Origin of the sequence: Mucilaginibacter pedocola, from assembly GCF_002013915.1 — a bacterium.
Taxonomy (GTDB): domain Bacteria; phylum Bacteroidota; class Bacteroidia; order Sphingobacteriales; family Sphingobacteriaceae; genus Mucilaginibacter; species Mucilaginibacter pedocola.
On record NZ_MBTF01000016.1, the window covers coordinates 46,256 to 67,902 of the forward strand.

General features: G+C 45.7%; 21 protein-coding genes. 10 read left to right on the forward strand and 11 right to left on the reverse strand.

Annotated features, from left to right (window positions below):
* The first annotated feature begins 39 nt into the window (after nucleotides 1-39).
* From BC343_RS16560 to pyrH, 9 genes are all read left to right on the forward strand, one after another.
* Nucleotides 40-279 carry a hypothetical protein gene (locus BC343_RS16560; RefSeq protein WP_078348927.1) on the forward strand — a complete coding sequence of 80 codons (240 nt, stop codon included), beginning with the start codon at nucleotides 40-42 and terminating at the stop codon, nucleotides 277-279.
* A complete protein-coding gene (locus BC343_RS16565) occupies nucleotides 276-563 on the forward strand; it encodes a type II toxin-antitoxin system RelE/ParE family toxin (RefSeq protein ID WP_078348928.1) in 288 nt (95 codons plus the stop codon). The genes BC343_RS16560 and BC343_RS16565 overlap by 4 nt, the downstream gene beginning before the upstream one ends.
* Nucleotides 563-1,348 carry an SGNH/GDSL hydrolase family protein gene (locus BC343_RS16570; RefSeq protein WP_202909809.1) on the forward strand — a complete coding sequence of 262 codons (786 nt, stop codon included), beginning with the start codon at nucleotides 563-565 and terminating at the stop codon, nucleotides 1,346-1,348. The genes BC343_RS16565 and BC343_RS16570 overlap by 1 nt, the downstream gene beginning before the upstream one ends.
* Nucleotides 1,349-1,696: 348 nt before the next feature.
* On the forward strand, nucleotides 1,697-2,134 hold the full coding sequence (gene rplM / locus BC343_RS16575; protein WP_078348929.1) for a 50S ribosomal protein L13: 438 nt from the start codon (nucleotides 1,697-1,699) through the stop codon (nucleotides 2,132-2,134).
* A 19-nt stretch (nucleotides 2,135-2,153) separates the two neighbouring features.
* Nucleotides 2,154-2,540, forward strand: a complete 387-nt coding sequence (gene rpsI / locus BC343_RS16580) for a 30S ribosomal protein S9 (protein ID WP_078348930.1) — start codon at nucleotides 2,154-2,156, stop codon at nucleotides 2,538-2,540.
* 21 nt (nucleotides 2,541-2,561) lie between these two features.
* Nucleotides 2,562-3,416, forward strand: a complete 855-nt coding sequence (gene rpsB / locus BC343_RS16585) for a 30S ribosomal protein S2 (protein ID WP_078348931.1) — start codon at nucleotides 2,562-2,564, stop codon at nucleotides 3,414-3,416.
* Between the two features lie 103 nt (nucleotides 3,417-3,519).
* Nucleotides 3,520-4,371, forward strand: a complete 852-nt coding sequence (tsf, locus tag BC343_RS16590; RefSeq protein ID WP_078348932.1) for a translation elongation factor Ts — start codon at nucleotides 3,520-3,522, stop codon at nucleotides 4,369-4,371.
* Between the two features lie 163 nt (nucleotides 4,372-4,534).
* Entirely contained in the window at nucleotides 4,535-5,656 is a 1,122-nt protein-coding gene (gene nagA, locus BC343_RS16595) for an N-acetylglucosamine-6-phosphate deacetylase (RefSeq protein WP_078348933.1), read from the forward strand.
* Between the two features lie 50 nt (nucleotides 5,657-5,706).
* A complete protein-coding gene (gene pyrH, locus BC343_RS16600; RefSeq protein ID WP_078348934.1) occupies nucleotides 5,707-6,411 on the forward strand; it encodes a UMP kinase in 705 nt (234 codons plus the stop codon).
* 59 nt (nucleotides 6,412-6,470) lie between these two features.
* Here the strand turns inward: pyrH and BC343_RS16605 are convergent, their stop codons facing one another.
* The 11 genes from BC343_RS16605 to BC343_RS16655 form a co-directional block, all read right to left on the reverse strand.
* A complete protein-coding gene (locus BC343_RS16605) occupies nucleotides 6,471-7,169 on the reverse strand; it encodes an SMUG2 DNA glycosylase family protein (protein ID WP_078348935.1) in 699 nt (232 codons plus the stop codon).
* 5 nt (nucleotides 7,170-7,174) lie between these two features.
* A complete protein-coding gene (locus BC343_RS16610) occupies nucleotides 7,175-7,957 on the reverse strand; it encodes a M90 family metallopeptidase (RefSeq protein WP_078348936.1) in 783 nt (260 codons plus the stop codon).
* A gap of 186 nt (nucleotides 7,958-8,143) precedes the next feature.
* Nucleotides 8,144-9,517: a histidine--tRNA ligase gene (gene hisS / locus BC343_RS16615; RefSeq protein ID WP_078348937.1), complete on the reverse strand. Its 1,374-nt coding sequence runs from the start codon at nucleotides 9,515-9,517 to the stop codon at nucleotides 8,144-8,146.
* Nucleotides 9,518-9,576: 59 nt separating this feature from the next.
* A complete protein-coding gene (locus BC343_RS16620) occupies nucleotides 9,577-10,587 on the reverse strand; it encodes a S41 family peptidase (RefSeq protein WP_078348938.1) in 1,011 nt (336 codons plus the stop codon).
* A gap of 3 nt (nucleotides 10,588-10,590) precedes the next feature.
* Nucleotides 10,591-11,400: a hypothetical protein gene (locus BC343_RS16625; RefSeq protein ID WP_078348939.1), complete on the reverse strand. Its 810-nt coding sequence runs from the start codon at nucleotides 11,398-11,400 to the stop codon at nucleotides 10,591-10,593.
* 12 nt (nucleotides 11,401-11,412) lie between these two features.
* Nucleotides 11,413-12,816 (reverse strand): hypothetical protein, encoded by a 1,404-nt coding sequence (locus tag BC343_RS16630; protein WP_078348940.1) that lies wholly within the window; start codon nucleotides 12,814-12,816, stop codon nucleotides 11,413-11,415.
* A 68-nt stretch (nucleotides 12,817-12,884) separates the two neighbouring features.
* Nucleotides 12,885-14,354: a hypothetical protein gene (locus tag BC343_RS16635; RefSeq protein WP_078348941.1), complete on the reverse strand. Its 1,470-nt coding sequence runs from the start codon at nucleotides 14,352-14,354 to the stop codon at nucleotides 12,885-12,887.
* Between the two features lie 169 nt (nucleotides 14,355-14,523).
* The gene (locus tag BC343_RS16640) at nucleotides 14,524-17,826 is read right to left on the reverse strand and encodes a TonB-dependent receptor (protein ID WP_078348942.1); all 3,303 of its coding nucleotides are present in this window, start codon (nucleotides 17,824-17,826) and stop codon (nucleotides 14,524-14,526) included.
* A gap of 140 nt (nucleotides 17,827-17,966) precedes the next feature.
* Nucleotides 17,967-18,953 carry a FecR family protein gene (locus tag BC343_RS16645; RefSeq protein WP_078348943.1) on the reverse strand — a complete coding sequence of 329 codons (987 nt, stop codon included), beginning with the start codon at nucleotides 18,951-18,953 and terminating at the stop codon, nucleotides 17,967-17,969.
* A 144-nt stretch (nucleotides 18,954-19,097) separates the two neighbouring features.
* The gene (locus BC343_RS16650) at nucleotides 19,098-19,649 is read right to left on the reverse strand and encodes an RNA polymerase sigma factor (RefSeq protein WP_078348944.1); all 552 of its coding nucleotides are present in this window, start codon (nucleotides 19,647-19,649) and stop codon (nucleotides 19,098-19,100) included.
* Between the two features lie 123 nt (nucleotides 19,650-19,772).
* Nucleotides 19,773-20,270 (reverse strand): GyrI-like domain-containing protein, encoded by a 498-nt coding sequence (locus BC343_RS16655; protein WP_078348945.1) that lies wholly within the window; start codon nucleotides 20,268-20,270, stop codon nucleotides 19,773-19,775.
* A 367-nt stretch (nucleotides 20,271-20,637) separates the two neighbouring features.
* Between BC343_RS16655 and BC343_RS16660 the strand changes: the two genes are divergently transcribed.
* The gene (locus BC343_RS16660; RefSeq protein ID WP_078348946.1) at nucleotides 20,638-21,336 is read left to right on the forward strand and encodes a ComF family protein; all 699 of its coding nucleotides are present in this window, start codon (nucleotides 20,638-20,640) and stop codon (nucleotides 21,334-21,336) included.
* Nucleotides 21,337-21,647 lie beyond the last annotated feature (311 nt).

Consider the following 21,647-nt stretch of genomic DNA (forward strand, 5'->3'; position numbering starts at 1 on the left):
TCAAACTAAATGGTTAAATTTGTTTAAAAGCATATTGTTATGACGACTACTGCAAAACGAGAAAAACTCCACGCCTTAATAAATAATGCCGACGATAAAAAAGTTGACCAGCTTTATTTGATCTGGAGCGATGAACCTGAGGAAAGTTACGATTGGCAAAATGATAAAGCTTTTTTAGCTGAATTAGATGATAGAGTAATGCGCGTAAAAACCGGCGTTGATAGAGGCGTTACTTTAGAAGAATTTAAGAGATCTATTGAGTTGAGATACAAACGATGATCTACAATTTCAGCATTTCACCAAAAGCAATCAAAGAAATACAGGAAAGTGGCGATTGGTATGAAGAAAAGCAAATAGGCTTGGGTTATCGATTCGAAACCCAGGTGGCTGCTAAAATTGAATCAGTAAGAAGCAATCCATTTCATTACCCTCTAAAAGGGAAATATCGCGAAGCAAATTTGCCGGATTTTCCTTTTTTAATATTATATGAAATTGATGAAGTGTATAAAGCTATTACTATTGCTTCGGTTTTTCATACAAGCAGGCATCCAAATAAGAAGTAGTGAATAATAGATATATTGGGCGGGTTTTAACTGGCATACTTATTATACTTTTCCAGTTCTCCGCCTCCGCCCAAACCCGCAATCTCAATATCGTGTTTATCGGCAACAGTATTACGTATGGCGCCGGTTTAGATAGCCCTACCACCCAGGCGCCACCGGTTATGGCATCGGCATGGCTTAAGAAACAAAAACACATTGGCGAAGTAAACTTTAGCAACCAGGGGCACAGCGGTTATACCACGCTTGATTTTCTGCCGGGTACGGATGCGTTTAAACAGGTAGAGCAAGCCGCAAGAGCATTTACAAATACAAGCGCTCAACTCATATTTTCTATCAAGATAGGTACTAATGATAGCGCCGTAAAAGGCACCCATGGAGCGCCGGCTTCGGTAGAGAATTATCGCACCAATTTAAAAACCATTACCGACGCTTTGCTGAAGGAGTTTCCTGCAGCTATAGTGATATACCAGCACCCGGTATGGTACAGCCCCAATACCCAAAACGGCTCAACCTATTTGCAGGAAGGGCTAACACGGCTGCAAACCTACATCCCGGTAATAGATGCACTGGCAGGCGAATACAAAGCAAGCAACCCTGAACATGTATTTGTTGGCGATACCAAAGCTTTTGCTTACTTCGAAAAGAACCACTTAACTGATCTCCAGGCAGAGCAAGGCAGGCAAGGCATCTTTTACCTGCATCCCAATAAAAAAGGAGCTGTTGCATTAGGCGAGTTCTGGGCGAAGGCTATATATAAGGTATTGAAGAAATTGCCGGTGAAATAGGTTCGCATTGTGGTGAATTTAACCACAGAGAACAGGGAGAGAAAAGCACAAAGAGCCACAGAGAGCTTTGCAAACTGGCTAATGAGTTAGCAAAAACCTAATAGTCCCGGGCTCCCTTTAGTGCAACTGTATTTGCTATCTCAACAACTCTCTAATGAGTTTGCAAGGCTCTGCGAACCTCTGCGCAACCTCCGTGCCCTCTGTGGTTAAAATAACCATCAAACCCTCCTGAAAATCAATATTTTTAATAATCTTAAATACCCCTTGTAAATTAAACAAATAGGCGTATCTTTGCAGTCCCGTAAATGCGGGGTATAGAATACGTTTATTTAATTTAATTTAAAGCAAGTGAATACGTTAAGTTACAAAACTGTCTCAGCCAACAAGAAAACCGTTAGCAAAGAATGGGTTGTTGTTGATGCAAACAATGAGATTTTGGGGCGCTTGTGTACAAAAATCGCGATGATGATTCGTGGTAAACACAAGCCAGGGTACACCCCACACGTAGACTGCGGCGATAACGTTATTGTTATTAATGCAGACAAGGTTAAACTGACCGGAAACAAGTTTAGCGATAAAACTTATGTTTCTTACACTGGTTACCCAGGTGGTCAGCGTTTCATTTCTCCAAAAGAGTTAATGGCTAAGCACCCTGAGCGTGTGATCGAAAAAGCCGTTCGCGGTATGTTGCCAAAAAGCCGTTTAGGTAAAGCCATTTATGGCAACCTGCACGTTTATGCCGGCGCAGAGCACCCTCATGCAGCTCAAAATCCAAAAACCATTTAATTAACAGGAGAAAAGAAAAATGCCAACAACTAACACTTCAGGCAGAAGAAAAACAGCAGTTGCCCGCATCTATTTAACTGATGGTGCTGGCGCTATTACCGTAAACGGTAAAGATTACAAAGAGTACTTCCCAACTCTACCTTTACAATACATTGTTACCCAAAGCACCGAAGTATCGGGCTCTACCGGTAAATACGATGTTAAAGTAAACGTAGCTGGTGGTGGTGTAAAAGGACAGGCAGAAGCCGTTCGTTTAGCTATTGCGAAAGCTATTGTTGAACTGGATGCGGACAAAAAACCTGCTTTACGCGCTAAAGGTTTAATGACACGTGATGACCGTATGGTTGAGCGTAAGAAACCGGGCCGCAGGAAAGCACGTAAGAGATTCCAATTCAGTAAACGTTAATATTTTAGGAGGACAACAACAATGGCAAGAACAACATATCAGGATTTACTGGATGCAGGTGTACACTTTGGCCACCTTACCCGCAAATGGGACCCGAAAATGTCACAGTACATTTTCATGGAGCGCAACGGTATCCACATTATCGATTTAAATAAAACTTTATCAAAAGTTGAAGAAGCTGCTGCAGCTATCAAACAAATAGTAAAATCGGGCCGTAAGGTTTTATTCGTAGCTACCAAAAAACAAGCTAAGGATATTGTAGCCGAGCAAGCTAAATTGGTAAACATGCCTTACATCACCGAGCGTTGGTTGGGTGGTATGTTAACCAACTTTGCAACCGTACGTAAGTCGATCAAAAAGATGTCTAACATCGATAAATTGACTAAAGACGGTACTTACAGCAACCTTTCTAAAAAAGAAAGGCTGATGATTCAGCGCGAGCGTATCAAATTAGAAAGCCTATTGGGCGGTATTGCAGACCTTAACCGTTTGCCTGCTGCTTTGTTCCTTATCGACGTTAAGAAAGAGCACATCGCTGTTTCGGAAGCGTTGAAATTGAACATCCCTACTTTCGCAATGGTTGATACTAACTCTGACCCTTCTAACATCGACTTCCCTATCCCGGCAAACGACGATGCAACCAAATCGATCTCTTTGATCACCGGTATCATCATCAAAGCTATCGAAGAAGGTTTAGAAGAGCGCAAACGCGATAAAGAAGACGAAACTGAAAAAGAAGCAGCTGCTGCAAAAGCAAAAGCTGATGCTCCTGAAGTAGCAGACCGTTCTGCTGAAGGTGGCAAAAGAAAAAGGACTGCAGAAGTAACAGCCGAAGCTGAAACCGAAGCACCTGCTGCTGAATCTACAGAAGAGTAATATTAAATTGTTGTAAGGGTTGCATAAATTGTGAGGTTTTTTCCGAATAGCCTTACAATTTTTGCAACCTTTGTAACATCTACAACTTTTAAAAACTAAAAAAATGTCTACAGTACAGATCTCTGCAGCCGATGTAAACAAACTGCGCCAGCAAACCGGTGCAGGCATGATGGATTGCAAAAAAGCTTTAACTGAAACCAATGGTGATTTTGAAGCTGCTATTGATTTTTTAAGGAAAAAAGGCGCTAAAGTTGCTGCGAGCCGTCAGGACCGCGAAAGCAACGAAGGTGTAGTAATTGCACGCGCATCTGAAGATGGCAAACGTGGTGTTATCATCGAGCTTAACTGCGAAACTGACTTCGTAGCTAAAAACGCTGAGTTTATTGCTTTTGCTAACCAAATTGCTAACGCAGCTGTTGAAGCAAACCCTGCCAACATCGAAGAGCTTTACGCTTTAAACATAGATGTTGAAAACACTACTGTTAAAATTGGCGATGCAACTATCGACAAAACCGGTAAAATTGGCGAGAAAATAGGCGTATCTAAATACGAAGTTGTTGAAGGCGAAAAAGTTGTTGCTTACATCCACGGTAACTTCCGTTTAGGTGTATTGGTAGGCTTGAGCAAAAACGTTGAAGGTGCTGACGAAGCAGGTAAAGACGTTGCTATGCAAATTGCTGCCATGAACCCTGTTGCTATTGATAAAGACGGCGTTGATGCTTCGGTTGTTGAGCGTGAGCTTGAAATTGCAAAAGACGTTATCCGCGCTGAAGGTAAACCGGAAGCAATGATCGAAAAAATTGCTGCAGGTAAACTGAATAAATTCTACAAAGACTCTACCCTGTTGAACCAGGAGTTTGTTAAAGACTCATCTAAATCTGTTAGCCAGTTTTTAGATACGGTTGAAAAGGGCCTAACGGTAACCGCATTTAAGCGAGTAGCTTTAGGAGCTTAATTTTATTATCCCCCTCGTTAAAAACGAGGGGGATTTTTTTTGCGATATTGTTTCGGTTTTCCCTGTCGCCACATAGTTGCGAGGAACGAAGCTATCGCCGGTGGGGGTATTACCATATGCAAGGGGGCAGCACTTGCTTGTAGCTAAAGCATCTTTTCTACTTATGATAACAGCACTTCACAACCTCAAATTTATTACCGATGGTGTTATTACCTCGGGCAAAGCAGTATTAATTTCGGGCGAAACCATCATCGGCATTGTTGATGATACAGCTATACCGGCAGGCGCTGATAAGCACAACCTGCAAGGCGCTTACCTGGCTCCGGGATTTATCGACCTGCAGATATATGGCGCAGGCGGAAAACTATTTGGCGGCATACCCGAGGTTGATGCCTTGAAGCGAATGGAGGACGTACTGCTTAGCGAAGGTACCGTTGGCTTTTTTGCTACCATTGCTACAAACTCCGATGAGGTGGTGGAACGAGGCATAGCCGCAGCAAAAGAATATCGCGATAGCGCACGGGGAAACTTTTGGGGATTACACCTCGAGGGCCCCTACTTAAACGCAGCAAAGAAAGGCGCACACCCCGAACAATACATTAAGAAGGCAACCCTCTCCGAATTGAAACGTTGGATAGAAAGTGCCGATGGTGTTATTAAAATGATGACCATTGCACCCGAACTGCAAGACCAGGAAGTGATAGACTACCTGTATGCACAAGGCATCATTATATCATCGGGGCATAGCAATGCAACCTACGCGCAGGGCAAGGGCTTTTTAAACAAACCTATACCCGCCGTTACGCATTTGTTTAATGCTATGCCGCAGATGCACCACCGCGAGCCGGGCTACATCCCCGCCATATTTGAGGAGCGCCCATACGCCAGTATAGTTGCCGATGGCAACCATGTGGATTGGGCTATGATACGCCTTGCCAAACGCGAACTGGGCGATAAACTTTTCCTGATAACTGATGCTGTTACCGAAGCCAATGCAGGCGCATACCAGCACAGGCTGGAGGGTAACAAATACGTAATGCCCGATGGTACCCTATCCGGATCGAGCCTTACGATGCTGAAAGCTGTGCAAAATTGCGTGGAGAAGGTTGGCATTGAATTGGCAGAAGCCGTGAACATGGCAGCCAAATATCCTGCCGAGCTGGCGAAAATGGATAAGCTTGGGCGTATTGCTGCAGGCTACCAAGCCGACCTGATAGTGTTTAACGACGGCTATGAAGTGCAGGCAACCATGCTAAAGGGGAATTTTTTAACAGAGACTATATAAAATTTTAACAATACCATTAATTAGCTATTTTTGACAAATCATCCATCCAAATGAAATACAAAAGAGTCCTTTTAAAGCTTAGTGGCGAGTCCCTCATGGGCGAAAAACAGTATGGTATTGATAATAACCAGGTTTTGCAATACGCGCAAGACATAAAAGCTGTAAAAGAACAAGGTATAGAAATAGCGGTAGTAGTTGGCGGTGGTAACATTTTCCGCGGGCTAAGTGCCGAAAAAAGCGGAATGGAACGCGCCCAGGCAGATTACATGGGTATGCTTGCAACCGTTATAAACTGTATGGCTTTGCAAAACGCATTGGAAAGCGTTGGCGTAGAAACCCGCCTGCAATCGGCTATTAAAATGGAGCAGATATGCGAGCCTTACATTCGCCGCCGTGCTATGCACCACCTCGAGTGCGGTAAAATAGTGATATTTGGTGCCGGTACAGGTAACCCATATTTCACTACCGATACGGCTGCATCACTGCGCGCTATCGAAATAAAAGCCGATGTAGTGCTGAAAGGTACCCGTGTAGATGGTATTTACACCGCCGACCCGGAGAAAGACCCAACAGCCACCCGTTACGACGAAATAACCTTCCAGGAAGTGTACGACAAAGGCTTAAACGTAATGGACATGACCGCCATTACCCTTTGCCAAGAAAACAAACTTCCAATCATTGTATTTGATATGAACAAACCCGGCAACTTTATGAAGATAGCCGAGGGCGACCCAATTGGTACGCTGGTAAAATAAAACAAAACGGCTCCGAACATTCGGGGCCGTTTTTGTTTCTATCGGTGTTTGGCAGCGGGTTATTGCTTCATCCGTGCAAAGGCTTCTAAGTACTTATCAATGTAAGCCTGCTTGCTTTTGGTTTTGTATTGCATAATAAAGCGCGGATGCTCCAAGGCAACCACTTCTTTAAAGAAGCCATGCTCCTCGTTCAGTTTCCTGATGAACTTCTCATTTTGCCCGGTGCCGAAGCAAAAGCAAAGATCGGTATTAACGCCGAGGGCAATTTGGTTTTTAATGTTATCGATAATGTAGGGGCGTACTGTGGCAGCCAGCTCGGCGCTATCGTAATAATTATAGTTCTTCTCTTTGCCCTTGTTATCAATGGTAGTAAAACCCAGCGGGCAAAGCGAGTTGATATAAATGTCGTTATAAAACGCTTCTGGGCCGCCGTAGGCGTTTATTACCTCGTATACAAATACTGATGATGGCTCGTGTGTTACCTTGCCCTCGTAGGCAATATGGCATTCCGATTGCAGCCGCTTTGGGTCGGTAAAGGGGATGCCAGTTAAGCCGCCGCCAAACCTGCCGGGGTTAATGCCCAGGATGAGGTGGCGCGGGTTATCGTCGTTATAATACTTGCGGTAAAACTCTTCGGATATGCGCAGCGCTTGCTCCTCTTCGCGGAAAGGGTTCATGATACGGATGCCGGCGGGCAGGGGCGGACCGGTATATTCCAGTTGGCGGTTGAAGGCAATAACTTTTTCGGCAAACGTCATGGGGCTTATTTTGTTGATGGATCCTGCCCGAATATCTTGCTCAGCATATCGTATAATTCGGGGTGCTTGGTTTGAAATTGTTCCGGCTTGGTAAAAAAGTACTCGGCTACAACGGCTAAAAACTCTGCCTCGTTGGTGGTGGCGTAGGGGTTAATATCCGAATGCCCTTCCTCTATGCGGTGTATCTCCTGGTGCATCATTTTCACCCAGGGCGTAACGTATTCGTGCTCCAAAAAGCCTTCGGGGATGCCATCGGTAGCGCCGTCGGCTTTATCAAGCAGGTGTACAAACTCGTGAATGCCGGTATTCTCTTTTCCCGAATTTTTAGAGAAGCCTTTTATCAGCGCCGCACGCGACAGTATCATTTGCCCGTTCATGTAACCGCTGCCTACCATGCCCATTATGCTGCGGCTTTCGCCCTCGTTGCCTTCAAACTCAAAATCTTTATTAAAGGTGTCGGGGTACAACAGTACGTTGGTTACATTGCGGTAGGTCCAATCTTTAAAGCCAAAAATGGGGATAACGGCACTGGCGGCAACCATTATGCGGTCGGTATCGGTAAGTTCCAATCCAACGCCTTCTATGTTTACCTCGGCAAGAAACTGCGCTACCTTAATTTCGAAAAGCGCTTTATCAGCCTCAGATAGTTGGGTATAATATTTTATGTGCTGTGCTAAAAGGCTTTTCTGTTGGGGCGATAAGCCTTGCGATGTAGCCTCGCTTTTCAAAGGCTTTTTAAATACGAAGAACCCCGTTAGGAATAATAGTATAATGATAGTGATGAGCATAGCGCAAGGTAACAAAAACCAATTGGGATTTGTCATGCTGAGGCACGAAGCATCTATCGGCTATGCATTGCGGTAATGCGTAGTTCGCGAGTAGATCCTTCGCTATCGCTCAGGATGACAAAAGAAAACAATCGCTCTTAGCTCTGCACTCGCAATAATGCTGTGAGTATGGGGGGAGAGGCTTTATTACGCCCCTAACCTCGTCAATATATCTTCTGCCGATAGCTTTTCTTGTACGCCGCTTTCCATATCTTTAAATGCCAGCAAACCGGTTTGCATTTCTTCGCTGCCTATCAGGATGGTGTAGGGTATTTGTTTGTTGTTGGCGTAATCCATCTGCTTTTTAAGCTTGGCACCAGCGGGGTACAGTTCGGCATTGATGCCGGCGTTGCGTAGCTTTTGCAGCAGTGGAAGGGCAAAGGTTTCGCCCGAGGCATCAAAGCAAATAATGAGCGCTTTGGTACCCTCTACTGCCGAAGCCGGGAACAGGTTAAGTTCTTCCAGTACATCGTAAATACGGTCGGCACCGAAAGAGATGCCCGCGCCGGTTAAGCCTTTTAAGCCGAACATGCCGGTAAGGTCGTCGTACCTGCCGCCGCCGCCTATGCTGCCCATGGCTACCTCGTTGGTTTTCACCTCGAAGATAGCGCCGGTGTAGTAGTTTAAGCCACGGGCAAGGGTGATATCCAGCTCCAGCGTTGCTTTCTTAAGCGGGGTGTATTGCAGGTAATTGAAAACGGTTTCCAGCTCGTCGCAACCCGCCAAGCCAATTTCTGATGTAGCCAATGCTTCGCGAAGTTTCTGTAGTTTCTCGTCGTTACTGCCTTCCAGCAAAATAACGGGCTTTAGCTTATCAATATCCGCTTCGGTAAAGCCGCGCTCCAGCAGCTCTTTTATAACGCCATCCAAACCTATTTTATCCAGCTTATCAATGGCTACAGTAAGGTCAATAATGCTATCGTACTTGTCTATAACCTGTGCAATGCCTGATAGTATTTTCCTATTGTTTATTTTGATGGTGAAATCCTTCAACCCTAAAAGGCTTAAGGCTTCATCGTAAATCATTACAAATTCTGCCTCGTTCAATAAAGATTTGGAACCTACCACATCCGCATCGCACTGGTAAAATTCGCGGTAACGCCCTTTTTGTGGCTTGTCAGCACGCCAAACGGGTTGCACCTGGAAACGTTTGAACGGGAACGTAATTTCGTTTTGGTGCTGCACTACGTAACGGGCAAAAGGCACTGTAAGGTCGTAGCGGAGGGCTTTTTCGGAGATAGATGAGGTAAGCAAATTAGAGTTACGATCCTCTAACTGCTTTACATCGGCTTTAACTAAATAATCGCCACTGTTCAGCACTTTAAATATCAATTTATCTCCTTCATCACCATATTTACCGGTAAGGGTACTTAGCTTCTCCATGGTAGGCGTTTCTATTTGCTGATAGCCATATTTGCGGAATACGCCCTTAATGGTATCGAAAATAAAGTTACGTTTTGCCATTTCGGCGGGAGAAAAATCGCGGGTACCAGAGGGTACAGATGGTTTAACAGATGCCATAGCCGCAAAGGTACAAAAAACAGCATTACGCGTGGGCAATGCCTGTGGAAACAGTAAGCTTACTTGTTGAGGTAATTAACGGCCGCCTCGAATATAGCATCGCGCCTGTTCACATCATCGGCAAGGCTATTGGTAACCAAGATATCGGGTGTAATGCCGTCTTCAATATTAAAGCCGGAGGGAGATGTAGCGAACGATGACGAGTAAGAAAGCACCCAGCCGTTTGGCAACTCTATATTAAAAGGCGTGCCGCCGCCGCCGCCTGTTTTGTCGCCTATAATGGTAAGGCCGGGGAGTTCTGACATGTACAAAACAAAATCGTTGCAGGAGCTAAAACACCTGCGGTTTGTTAAAACGGCAATGCGCTTTCCGGCAAACCTGCTGTCGCCTGCCTCTACATATTTAGCTACCTCCGGAAAGTAGTCATCGTGCCCGGTGCCACGTTTATAGGTATCGTATTTCACCAGGATCTTCTGCGTAGCAAATTTGGATGCCAGCAGATCAACCATAACCGAGCCGCCGCCTGTGTTATCCCGCACATCAATCATGATTTTGGTAACATCCTTAAACTCTTCCAGCACCGCGTTAATATCATTGGCTTTAAGCTCGCTACCGAAACTCGGAATATGGATGTAGCTAATGCCACCTGTAAGCTGGTAAGATATTATTCCCTTGCTTTTTAAAGCCGTAAGGTAACGCGTCCTTAAAACATCAGCATTGTAGTTATGCCCGTAGTTTTGGTAGTAACCGGTATAGCTATAAACGGATGTGTTGGTGCTTAACGATACGTGCCCGTCCTTCAGCTCATCGAGCATATTGGTGCAGATATTAAACAAGTCTTGCTGCGTAGTAGCGTCAGATACTTGTGGGCGGTACTTATTGTAAACTGCCTGCCAGTTTACTTTTTTATAAGTAAACATGGCGTACTTGGTATCGAGGGTGTTCCACAGGTAGTCGAAGACTGCTATGCTGCTGCTTTTCTCAGTTGTTATAACGGCTTTATTACAAGCGCTGCAAAGCAAAACGATGATGACAAGAACGGATGTGGTGGCGCGTATTACCGGTTTCATAGCTTAAAAATGATAAGACAGGCTTACTGTGTTTACGGCCGACTGCACCGCGTTACTCTCGGATATTTTGTAATACTCCCAATTATAAGCTACCGATAAGCCTTTTAACACCCCTGCCCGGTTATCAAATTGGGTATGCAGGTTAACTTTTGCATAGCGTCCAAAAGTGACAATGCGCGTATTTTTAAGGTATGTACTTAAGCGTGGCGACAAGAAAGCATTTTGTTGATTGTAAACAGAATTTGAGCGCGACAAAGCAGTTAATAGCGGGCTAAACACCCGGAAACTTAATAAGCCATCGGCATTGTTGCCGTTGCCGCCATCGTTACCAAACAAGTAAGATAACTGTACAGCAGGGCCAACAGAACTGTTGAACTCGAAATACTTGTTGTTATTGTTGAACGAGCTGTGTTTACGGGTGGCCAGGGCGTTATTGAAAACACCGCCAACATCAAACCGCAATTTCCCTTGCATCAGCGGGACCAAGGCGGTGTAATTGGCGGAATAATACCTATGCGATACGGTTGCCGGGTTAAACTCGTTTTTTAAATTACCGCCAGCATAGCCAAGGCTGATGTTCTGCATCAGCGTTTTTGAATTAATATCAAGCCCTATAGCGGCACCCGGAAACCAACCGGTATACGTAAGTGCCGACATGCCCGCATCTTTAATAGCGGCATTTGAAAATGTCAGGGCGGCAGTTGGCTTATAAGCAACGGCTTGCTGCGCATGGCAAAAAGCAGGTATAACAAGCCCGAGGCATACCCCCAACGCTATTTTACCGACTAATGAATTGAACCTTTTATGTATCAATGCCCTTTAATATTAGTATGCGGTAGTAACTGCGTAAAAATTAGTCCATTGGTCCATCCAGTTTTGGGCACCAAATGCACCACGGTAAGTTACGGTTTCAAAGCCGGTGCTAAAATCGGTACCTGCAAAGTTTGCCCCGGTTAACGCAGGCGAGCCTGTATTTGGCAGCGGTGCCGGTTTGGCAAAATTAAAAGGATCGGTAAGGCCAATAAGCTCGGCGGTAGCAAAACTTGTATTGAAACGCGTTGCGGCAGTAACAAATGTCCGTACATCATCGGGCCCTATCGAACCAACAGCATTTTGGTCAATAGTGTATAGCTCGGCAGGGTCGGTAGCGTTAAGCAAATTGTAGCTGAAATCTATCCTTCTCGATTGCATTTTTTGTGCAGCACCATCGTCGCCTATCCTGAATGCACCGTGTGGCATACCCATTAAAACCGAATTACGCATGGCCAGCGCACTATTGTACGTAACAGTTACCGCAGAAGTCCATGGCAGGGCGGGGTTATAGCCGGGGTTTTTATAAGGCCCAACAACTGTAAGGTTAGAAATTACAGGCCTTGTGGCTACCGAAATAGGGTAATTAGCAATATCGTTCATGGTTAAAAAACCATCGCAGGTATTCAGGTAAAAACCTTCTGCGGCAAAATAAGGGTGCTTGTAGCTCAGCAAAAACTGCTGCTTGCCTACATAGCCGTTAGAGTAAACAAAACCAATACCACGGTTATTAAATGCTACTAAGTTTTTTGCGTTTACGGTACCCCCGTAAAAGCCAAAGCCGCAGGTTTGTGTGTAGCTGGCTTCCACGTTCTCAATAACGGTTCCGCGGCCCACACCAACACACGCCAATCCGTAAGAGTTTGCAGAGTTTACACCCGCAAATTCAATGCGTACATATTTTAAAATGCCCGAATTATCGGCAGCATCGGTACCGCCACCGGTGGGCAGTGTAGCGCCAAGGCCTCCCAACGTCATCGACCTTACGGGGCGGCCGGTATCAGGGTCATACGAGTAAAGCGGGGCTGCGCCAAAAATATACAGGCCTGCCCAATCGCCAAACTGGCGTTGTACTTCGGGCGAGCCCGATGTAAATACAATAGGCTTATCGGCTGTACCTTCGGCCATTATCTTCGAACCTTTATTTATGGCAAAAAAACCAGACCGTGCGGCTCCATTAGCAAAATCTGAACTTTTTATAACTGTTCCGGGCTCAATAGTTAAAACAGCGCCTCCGGTAACCAATACGCTGGTAAATGTATAAACGGTATCGCTGCTGAGTTTTCGGTCGGCAGATATTGTTTCCGGCAATTTTACTACTGGTTTAGCTGCGTTTGCTGCGCCTTCATCTTTTTTACAAGAAGAAAAACCGCATGCTAAGCAACTGCTTAATATTAATAGGTAAAGATTTTTTTTCATCTATTGCTTTAATTAAAAAAACACTGGTTTGGCAAAATTGCCAAACCAGTTTATACGATTTAGATTGCTTAGAACTTAGCCCAACCGCCGTTAGCAGTTTCAAGGGCCCAGCTTACGCCGGTTGCACCAAATGCACCTCTAATAGTAGTAGATTTGAATAAAGCAGAACCTGCTGCAGGTGATGCAGCCGAAGCGAAGTCGGCATCGCCGTCGAAACGGGCACCGTACCTTGCATTAGAAGCAGCAGTTAAGTTAAACTGGCTCGATACTACGTTAACCAGGTTGAAAGGATCAACCAAAGCAGCAGTAGAAGACTGAGTATACAGTGCGTTTCTGCTTGCGTTAGGATCAGACAGGTAAGTCCTTAAAGACTCGTTAGTGAAGCTGGTAACACCACCGGTTACAGTGTAGCCTTTAGTGATAGGATTGTTGCTCAGGATGTTGTACTTGAACGAAGCATTGTCGTTAGCAAGGCTATCAGCAGTTACCTGGCCATCGATCAACAAAGCTGAAGGCCAGCCCAGGATGATAGAGTTACGTACTTTGAAAGAGCTATTTCTGCGGAAACGCATACCTGCAACAAATGAACCGGCAACGTTAGTAGCAGAAGTTTGCGGAGAGTGTGGGTCAGAGTCAACAACGCCATTAGCACCAAGCAAAGTCATGTTAGAAATAACCGGACGGGTACGTGGGTTATTAGTAGCAATACCGGTGTTATCGTTATCGCACTCGATACCGTGTGAACCAGATTGGTCATTGATCTCAGGATCCCTGAAACCTAACAGGTACTGTAAAGTACCGCGGTAACCGAAATCGAAATCGAAATCGTCATCGATAGGGCGGTAAGAAATAAGGTATTTAGGGTTAACAGTACCACCGAAGAACTCGAAAGAATCGTCGCCGCTGTAGCTAACTTGTATTTGTTTCAATACAGTACCGGCACCAACACCGCCTAAGGTAAGGCCGTTAACCTCGTTGTTGTTACCTAAAGCACCGGCGTAAACACCACCAGCGTACTCAATACGGGTAAACACTATAGAACCGCTGTTATCGTTAACGTTAGCACCACCGTACTGGGTATCAGACGAGTTAGGTACACCCTCGATGTAGGTAGTAGTTGGCTTGTTGGTAGGAGCCTGGCCTAAGATGATGATACCACCCCAGTCGCCGTTAGCAGGAGTTGCTTCGTTGCTGGTGAAAACTACCGGTTTGCTTGAGTAGCCATTGCAGTTAAGTTTACCACCTTTAGCAACTAACAATACGCCTTTTTGGCCTGCACCACCGAAACCTTTAATTAAAGTACCACCCGGGATGTTAAGGGTAGCACCGCTTTTTACAGTTACTAAACCTTTAAGGATGTAAGTTCTTGAAGCGCTAAGGTTTACAACACCGGTTACAGTGCCTTTAAGTGTATCTATACCGGTAGCACCGCCGCTAACAATCTGGCGCTCTACGTTTATATTGTTGCTTTCTTTTGTACAAGCGCTCAGTAAGCCTGCACATACAACTGCAGTAAAAATTTTTGAAAATAGTTTCATTTTGTTTTTTTATTAATTTCGTGTTAATTATTAGAACTTTCGCGGGTTTTATAATTGCATCATGAGGTACTCCGGCCTGGCCGGGGCTACTCTCGGGTGTGTATTACTACCGGGTTGTTACCTCCATTTTCGTCATCCAATTTTGGTTTAGATCGGGTTGTTTTGCTACCTACTTTTTAAAAGTATAAGTAAGTGATAGGGTGTAGTTTCTGAAAGACCTCCTTGAATAAACTGTAGCATCAAACACATTTCCCGAATATTTTCCGTTCAAATCGTAATCCTGGTATTGTACGTATCTGTCGGGGATAATATTTGCCGCGTTAAAGCGTATCTCCATATTCTTTTTAAATAGCTTTTGCCCTATCTGCAGGTCCAGCTGGTTGCGCGGGTTTTCGTACACATCGGGGTAGGTGCTAATGTCGCCCCGGTCTTCGGTAGTGGTGCCTACAACCACTATGCGGCGGCCTGCGCGGTTAAGCGCTGCAGAAAAGGTGAAACTATTTTTGAATGCATTAACCAGCAAGCCCGCATTGATAAGGTAAGGCGATTGCCCGCTTAACGGCCTTTGCTTTAAGTTTTGGTCTACATCAGTACGCCCCTCGAAGCCTTGCAGCTTGCCTGTAATGTGTGAGTGTATGCGGGCGTAGTTACCAAAAACGTAGATGTTTTTTAACCACTCGGGCCCTGCGCCAAAGTATAAGTTCTTACGCGCTTCAAACTCAAGCCCCCAGTTTACAGCACCCTCAACATTGCGGTAGGTACGTATAAACTTGGTTGTTGAAGTTGTAGCCTGTGTGCTCACTTCCACAGGGTCTTTTAAATCTTTCCTGAAATAAGAGGCGGAAAATATTTCGCCTGCCGATGGGAACCACTCCACCCTGAAATCAATATTGCGGATGGTACCCCTGTTTAGGGCAGGGTTACCCTGGGTAATGTAGCCGCTTACGAAATCGAAGTATTCGTAAGGGCTAATTTCCCTGAACTCGGGGCGGGTAAGCGTTTTAGAATACGCCGCCCTTACATTCATGCTTTTGATAGGGGTATAAATAATGCTTGCCGAGGGCAAAATGTCGGTATTGTAGCGGATGTACGAAACGGGGCTTTGATCATCGCCCGAGCCACCGCTGCCTGGTAAGGCCCTTGCAAGGTCCTCGTTGGTACTAAGGCTCATGGTGTAAAACTCAGCGCGTACACCATAAACCAGTTTCAGGTTATCCAATATATTGCTCTCCATGTTTACAAAAGCCGAAGCCAGGTTGGCGCCACCGGTGTATTCGTTGGCAGGCAACTCGTAGTTAACCAGCACCAAACCACCCGGCCTAAAGTTTTCGGGCGATAAAATAGCATCTATAGACTGGTTGAAATTAACCGGTGTTGAAGACGGGAAGCCTGATGCATCATTCGGCGTGGTTACACCGCGGGCAGCATCAAAGTAACCCAGGTTGCGGGTTAAGTATGAGCGTTTCCTGAACTGGGCAAAGGCACCCGCTTTTAGTTTTTGCAGCTGTTTGCCTACCATAAATGGCGTAGTAACTGCAAAGTTTACGTTGTACGAATCTTCTTTAAGTTTAGAGTACAAACGGCTCGAGCTTTCTATCGAACCAAACTCGGGCACAAAATAATTTTGGTTTTTATACAGCACCGTATCTACCGGGTACAGGTTTACATAGCCTATACGGGTTTGGTTTGGCTCATCCTTTTTTACCTGGTTGTAAGATACATTCCAGGTTAGGGTTGCAGGGTTTTCGGCACCCAGTTTATGCTCGCCCTGTAACTGTGTACCCAATAAGGTTTTTTGGGTGGGGTGCATATCAGTAACGCGGCTAAGCGCTATATCGCCAAAGCCTTCCCCTTGGGTTTTGCGCCCGGTTTTTAAAGAGGTTATAGTCTCAAAATCGCGGTTGAACAAGCTTTTTATGGCTACTTTATTCTTGCCGAACTGGTAGGCTATGTTTAACGATGCACCCTCGTTTACCTGGTAGCGGTAGTCGCGCTCATAATCGTAAGCGCGCATGTACTGCAAGGTATCGCCGGGGGCTACTGTGCCCGAGTACCTGGTAAGGCGGGCAAGGTCGTAACGCTCCACCTGGTCAATCATTTGGTCGCGGCGGTAGTTACCCAGCGCTATGATTCCCAGCTTGGTTTCATCTTTAAAAGTAATAGTTTTACCAAAGCCTAATTGCAGTATGCTGGTAGGCGCTGCATTACCGGCAAGCACCGGGCTCCAGCCTTTAGCAAGCGAATTGCTCAGTTTAAAACGCTCTTCGGGGTAAAGTTTGGCGTACCCTGCCGATGTAAGGTCGGCTTCTTTAGGTATAGCACGCCCGCCATCGTCATAACCCAACCAGTCGCGGCTGCCATTGCGGTCTTTATAGAATGCTTCGCCGGTTTGCCCCTGGTAGGTACCACCGCCAAATGCTACCGAAATAAAATCCTGGTCGGGAAAATCTTTTGTAGTAACCTGCACAACGCCGCCTGCAAACTCGCCGGGCAGGTCGGCAGTGGCTGTTTTAACCACTACTACACTCTCTATTGCTTGTGCAGGTATCAGGTCGAGGCTGAAGGATCTTCTGTCGGGCTCGGTGCTGGGTAAAACGCCTCCATTCAGCATGGTATAGTTATACCTATCGGCAAGGCCCCTAACAACTACAAATTTACCGTCCTGTACGCTGATACCGGTAACCCTTTTTAGCGCGTCGCCAGCATTTCGGTCTGGTGTGCGGCGTATAAGCTCGCCCGATATACCATCGGTAACGGCAGTGCTGTTTTTTTGCAGCGAGTAGATGGCAGATTGTGTTTCGCGGCGGAAGGTGCTTTTAATAACAACACCGCTTAACTGATTAGTTGAAGCTGCCAGGGCGATATTTAATTCAGACAGTGCGCCGTCTTTTATCTCTACCTGGTCAATTTCTTTGCTTGTATACCCTATATATGTAAATGTTAACGTATAGGTACCGGGTTGCAGTTGTAAGCGATAACCACCTTGTATATCGGTAACTGTGCTTAAGGTTACTGGGCCTTTGGCTGTAACGGTTACGCCCGGCAAGGTTTCGTTCGATTTGGCGTCGGTTATTTTACCGGCAAGCCTGCCCGGTGCTAACCTGCGGTTTACCTTAGCCTGATCGCGGCTGATGGTGATATTGCCGTTAACTACGCTATACGAAAAATCGGTATTTGCTAAAAGCTTATCAAGCACGGTGTTCAGCGGTGCGTTCTGAAACGATACGGCAGGAGTGTTTACACCGCCGAAAAGGTCTTTATTGTATGCAAAGCTTAAGCCTGTTATATTTTGAAGTTGTTGTATACTGTTTGCCAGGTTTTGTTTGCCAAAGTTTACTGTAACCTTAGTATCCGATACCCTTTGTGCGGCAACGGGCGCGGCATTTAGCACCACACAGGTATTTAGTACAAGGGCAATTAAAAAGGTAGAAATGCGCATAGGCTGCTTTATTTTGGTATAAATTTTAACCATATATTTGTAAAGTGTTAGGTGATCAGGTTACCGCGACGCAACAGCCGGGTATCGCTCAAAATTTTACCCGCTGCTTTTATTACGACGGAGGCTACGCCAATAGCTTCCGTTTTTTATTAAATTTTGGTGTAATACAGTTTTTAATACATGGTTATCTCGTTGTTGTGTAATGTATAACCGGTGTTGTTTATCGAACTGAGGAGTTTCATCACATTGGCGATGCTATCCGTTTTTTTTATGGTTGCAGAGAAATGCAGGTTAATAACTTTTGTACCCTTGCTTTTTAAATGGTAGTTGAAATTGTTGAACAATATGGCTTTAAGGCTCTCAAAGTCTACATAATCCAACACTATGTCGCCGTTCATCCAGGGGGTTTGGGTACTGGCTACGTTTTGCTTCAGTATTTTGCCGGTGAGCAGGTTGTACTTTATTTGCTCTTTTGGGGTTAAGTAGCCCAACAACCCCGAGCCAACACTTACGGCAACTTTGCCGGTGCTAACGGTAACCTCAATTTTGTTTGAATAGCTGTAGGCGTTCACGTTGAAAGATGTGCCCAGCACCTGTGTGTTTATACCCTTGCTATGCACAATAAAAGGGCGTTTAGCTTCGTGGGCTATATCAAAAAAAGCTTCGCCTTCCAGCAGGGTAACCTCCCTAACTTTTTCCGAAAAATGCTCGGGGTAGCTAAGTTTAGATGTAGAGTTGAGCCATATTTTGGTACCGTCTGCTAGTTCTACAAGCTTCATTTTACCGGCTTCGGCAATGGCGGTGTTTATACGGACAGCCTCGGGTTGTACCGGTTTATTATGCAGATAGTAAAAAGCCCCGGCAACAACCAATAGCATTGCCGCAACCGAAGCAACCTTTAAACGCAACGCGGTAAAGCGGCGCTTTTGAAAACTGCTTTGTTGTGCTACAGGTGTAATAGCGCTGTGTATATTACTCAGCACCCGGTTATACTCTTCGCCTTCTTCCCCGGGCGAAGAAAAAATATCATCCGGCGTACCCCTATTGCCCATCGCCTCGAACCACTCTTCCACCTGCTTGCTTTCCAAGTGGGTGGCGGTGCCATCAAGGTACTTGCCAAGCAATTCTTTCAACTGTTCTTCTGTTCTGTTCGGGTTCAATGCTTACGCTTTTACTACTAATTCGCGCAAGTTGCCCCGCAGTACCATGCCCGGCAGAAACTTAATAGCTGGTTTACAATTTATTAACAGCGCGTGGGGCAAAGTAGGGTTGAGAGCAGGCTACTGAAGTTAAGCAGCTAAATGTTAAACGGCATTATAATTATCTACCGCGCATTTGAGTTTGCGCAATGCCAGGGTAATTTGATTTTTTACCGTTTGAGAAGAGATGGATAAACGTTCGGATATTTTTTGATTGCTGAGGTGTTCGCGCCGGCTTAATAAAAAAACTTCGCGCATTTTTTCGGGCAGGCGGTTTATTTCGCCGTTAAGGAGGGTTTCAAGTTCTTTGAGTAAAACTTTGTCGTTAGCGCCTTCGGTGGCGGCAAATTCCTTATTTGTACATTCGGCTTCGTTATAAGAAAGCTTCAGGTTTTTGTGGTACCGGTCTATTAACTTATATTTTAAAGATTTATAGAGGTATGGCCCCAGCGGCTTATCATCATCCAGCGAGGCTGCGTTATTCCATACCGATATAAATATCTCCTGCAATACATCCTGCACATCATCTTTACAGCCCAGGTGCTTGTAGGCGCGTGCGTACAACTCTTTACAATAGCGCGAATACAATTCGTTGAAGGCATGAATATTATGCTGCTTTAACAAAGCTATCAACGCGGAGTCGGTATAACCCTTCACTTCTTGTAAATTTTTAGTTACTAAAGTAGGGCGTACAGATGATTTTGAAAATTAAGTTTCCGCTACCAAATTGTTAACCGATGGCGCGTTTTATACGGCGTATGCCATTTGGCGATTTTTGTATTAATGCTCTGCTAATAAAAAACTCACCTTAGTTTGCCAGTCGGCAGGGTTGGGTAGCTCTGTGCAGTCGTTCAGATAAAATTCCGTCCGTCCGCCCCAGGTGCAGCCATTTGTGGACGGGCTGAGTTGCTCGCGATAGCCATTATCTTTCACCCAGCTTTCCAGCGCCATGTGGGCGTGCATCAATCCATTATAATTTCCGGCGTGAATAAGTTCGGCATAGTTGCCTGCGGGGAAGGCATCGGCAATTACTTCGCCATCGCTTTCTAACTTTTCGGTGGTAGATAACCCAACGCGCACCAGCAGTTCGCCATTGTTATAAGCCAGGTACCGGAAGAAGGGCGGCTCGGTGCTCGATAGCCCCTTAGCTGCAAGCCATTGGTAAAGCTTGCCATGCAGGGGCGGCAACTCGTTACCAATGTCGGGCTGTTTTACGCTCTTTTCGATAGCCACATAAGGGCGTTCGGGGTAATTGGTTATAACAGGCGTGCTTAGCATGGTGTTTATAATTGGTTTACCATACAAATATAGCTGAAGGGCTTATGCCCGGCAGGGTGTGAACATGCCAAAACGGAGTACGTAACGCGACTTGCCGTGTTGTAGGTGGCTCCTAACGGAGCCTGAAAAACACTGTTGTTGTCTTTTACAAACACGGTACCCCGCTGGGGTGCGAAACATTCGTTCATCAACACTCCGGTAGGAGTATCGTGTTTGTAGAGATCATTGCGCGTACACCCGGGCTCCGTTAGGTGCCCCCTGATAGCACCTTTGCGTAACGCGACTAATTGCCGGGTGTCCGTCCGTCCGCAGGTGCCCCTATGCTGAGAACTATGCGGACAAACAATTATTTGCGTACCTTATGCACATGAACGCCGTAGCACGTTACCTAAGCCATTTTGTGTCGCTCATATTCCCGGAGCTTTGCGTGGCATGCCATAGTAGTTTGGTATCGGGCGAAGATTTGCTTTGTACGGATTGCCGCTACAACCTGCCCTACACCAATTTTCACCAACAGCCCGATAATATTGTAGCCCAACAGTTTTGGGGGAAGCTACCCGTGCAGGCTGCGTATGCGCTTTATTACTTTAACAAAGGCGGCAAGGTGCAGCAACTGCTGCATCATTTTAAGTACGATGGGCAGCACCGCATTGGCAACATAGTAGGCGAAATTGCAGGCAGCCAGTTAGCCGAAAGCGAGATGTTCCGATCAGCAGATTACATTATCCCCGTACCCCTTCATAAAAAGCGGTTGAAAGAACGTGGGTATAACCAAAGTGCCTGCTTTGCGCATGGGCTCGCTAAAAAGCTAAAAGCCGAAGTTGAGTTGAATAACCTGGTACGCACCAAAGCCACCAAAACCCAAACGCACAAATCGCGCTTTGCCAGGTTCGAGAATATGCAGCAGGTCTTTGCCATTACCCATCCCGATAGGTTGATAAACAAACATGTTTTATTGGTTGATGATGTTACCACAACAGGCTCTACACTGGAAGCTTGCGGGATAGAATTGTTGAAAGTACCGGGATTGAAGCTGAGTATTGCAACTATTGCGTATGCGGTGTAGTTTGGGACTCGCTTGTGGCACACTTGCAAGGTATCCGCCCTCCCTTTTGTCCGTCCGTCCGCAGGATCCTACCTTTTTTCAGACAAAGCGGACAAGCCCCTCAACCCTAAACCTGATAGTACGGAAAGGCGCTTCTATCAGCGGCTTGGAGGGATAGCAGGGCAGAACCTAACCTAAGCACCACTGCCCTTGCTTTTCAAAAAACCTGTCCGCATAGTTTTTGCAATAGCGGCACCTTTGGACGCCCCCCCCAAAAGTTGCCCCATGGTAATGTTTTATGTCAAATATCACATCTAATGGCTCATATCTAA

Coding starts and splice junctions, on each gene's coding strand:
- BC343_RS16655 (WP_078348945.1), bottom strand. CDS start 20,270: ATGCTAAGCACGCCTGTTATAACCAATTACCCCGAACGCCCTTATGTG.
- BC343_RS16635 (WP_078348941.1), bottom strand. CDS start 14,354: ATGAAACTATTTTCAAAAATTTTTACTGCAGTTGTATGTGCAGGCTTA.
- BC343_RS16605 (WP_078348935.1), bottom strand. CDS start 7,169: ATGACGTTTGCCGAAAAAGTTATTGCCTTCAACCGCCAACTGGAATAT.
- BC343_RS16640 (WP_078348942.1), bottom strand. CDS start 17,826: ATGGTTAAAATTTATACCAAAATAAAGCAGCCTATGCGCATTTCTACC.
- rpsB (WP_078348931.1), top strand. CDS start 2,562: ATGGCAAGAACAACATATCAGGATTTACTGGATGCAGGTGTACACTTT.
- BC343_RS16660 (WP_078348946.1), top strand. CDS start 20,638: ATGAACGCCGTAGCACGTTACCTAAGCCATTTTGTGTCGCTCATATTC.
- nagA (WP_078348933.1), top strand. CDS start 4,535: ATGATAACAGCACTTCACAACCTCAAATTTATTACCGATGGTGTTATT.
- BC343_RS16620 (WP_078348938.1), bottom strand. CDS start 10,587: ATGAAACCGGTAATACGCGCCACCACATCCGTTCTTGTCATCATCGTT.
- BC343_RS16630 (WP_078348940.1), bottom strand. CDS start 12,816: ATGAAAAAAAATCTTTACCTATTAATATTAAGCAGTTGCTTAGCATGC.
- BC343_RS16565 (WP_078348928.1), top strand. CDS start 276: ATGATCTACAATTTCAGCATTTCACCAAAAGCAATCAAAGAAATACAG.
- BC343_RS16610 (WP_078348936.1), bottom strand. CDS start 7,957: ATGCTCATCACTATCATTATACTATTATTCCTAACGGGGTTCTTCGTA.
- BC343_RS16560 (WP_078348927.1), top strand. CDS start 40: ATGACGACTACTGCAAAACGAGAAAAACTCCACGCCTTAATAAATAAT.
- tsf (WP_078348932.1), top strand. CDS start 3,520: ATGTCTACAGTACAGATCTCTGCAGCCGATGTAAACAAACTGCGCCAG.
- pyrH (WP_078348934.1), top strand. CDS start 5,707: ATGAAATACAAAAGAGTCCTTTTAAAGCTTAGTGGCGAGTCCCTCATG.
- rpsI (WP_078348930.1), top strand. CDS start 2,154: ATGCCAACAACTAACACTTCAGGCAGAAGAAAAACAGCAGTTGCCCGC.
- hisS (WP_078348937.1), bottom strand. CDS start 9,517: ATGGCATCTGTTAAACCATCTGTACCCTCTGGTACCCGCGATTTTTCT.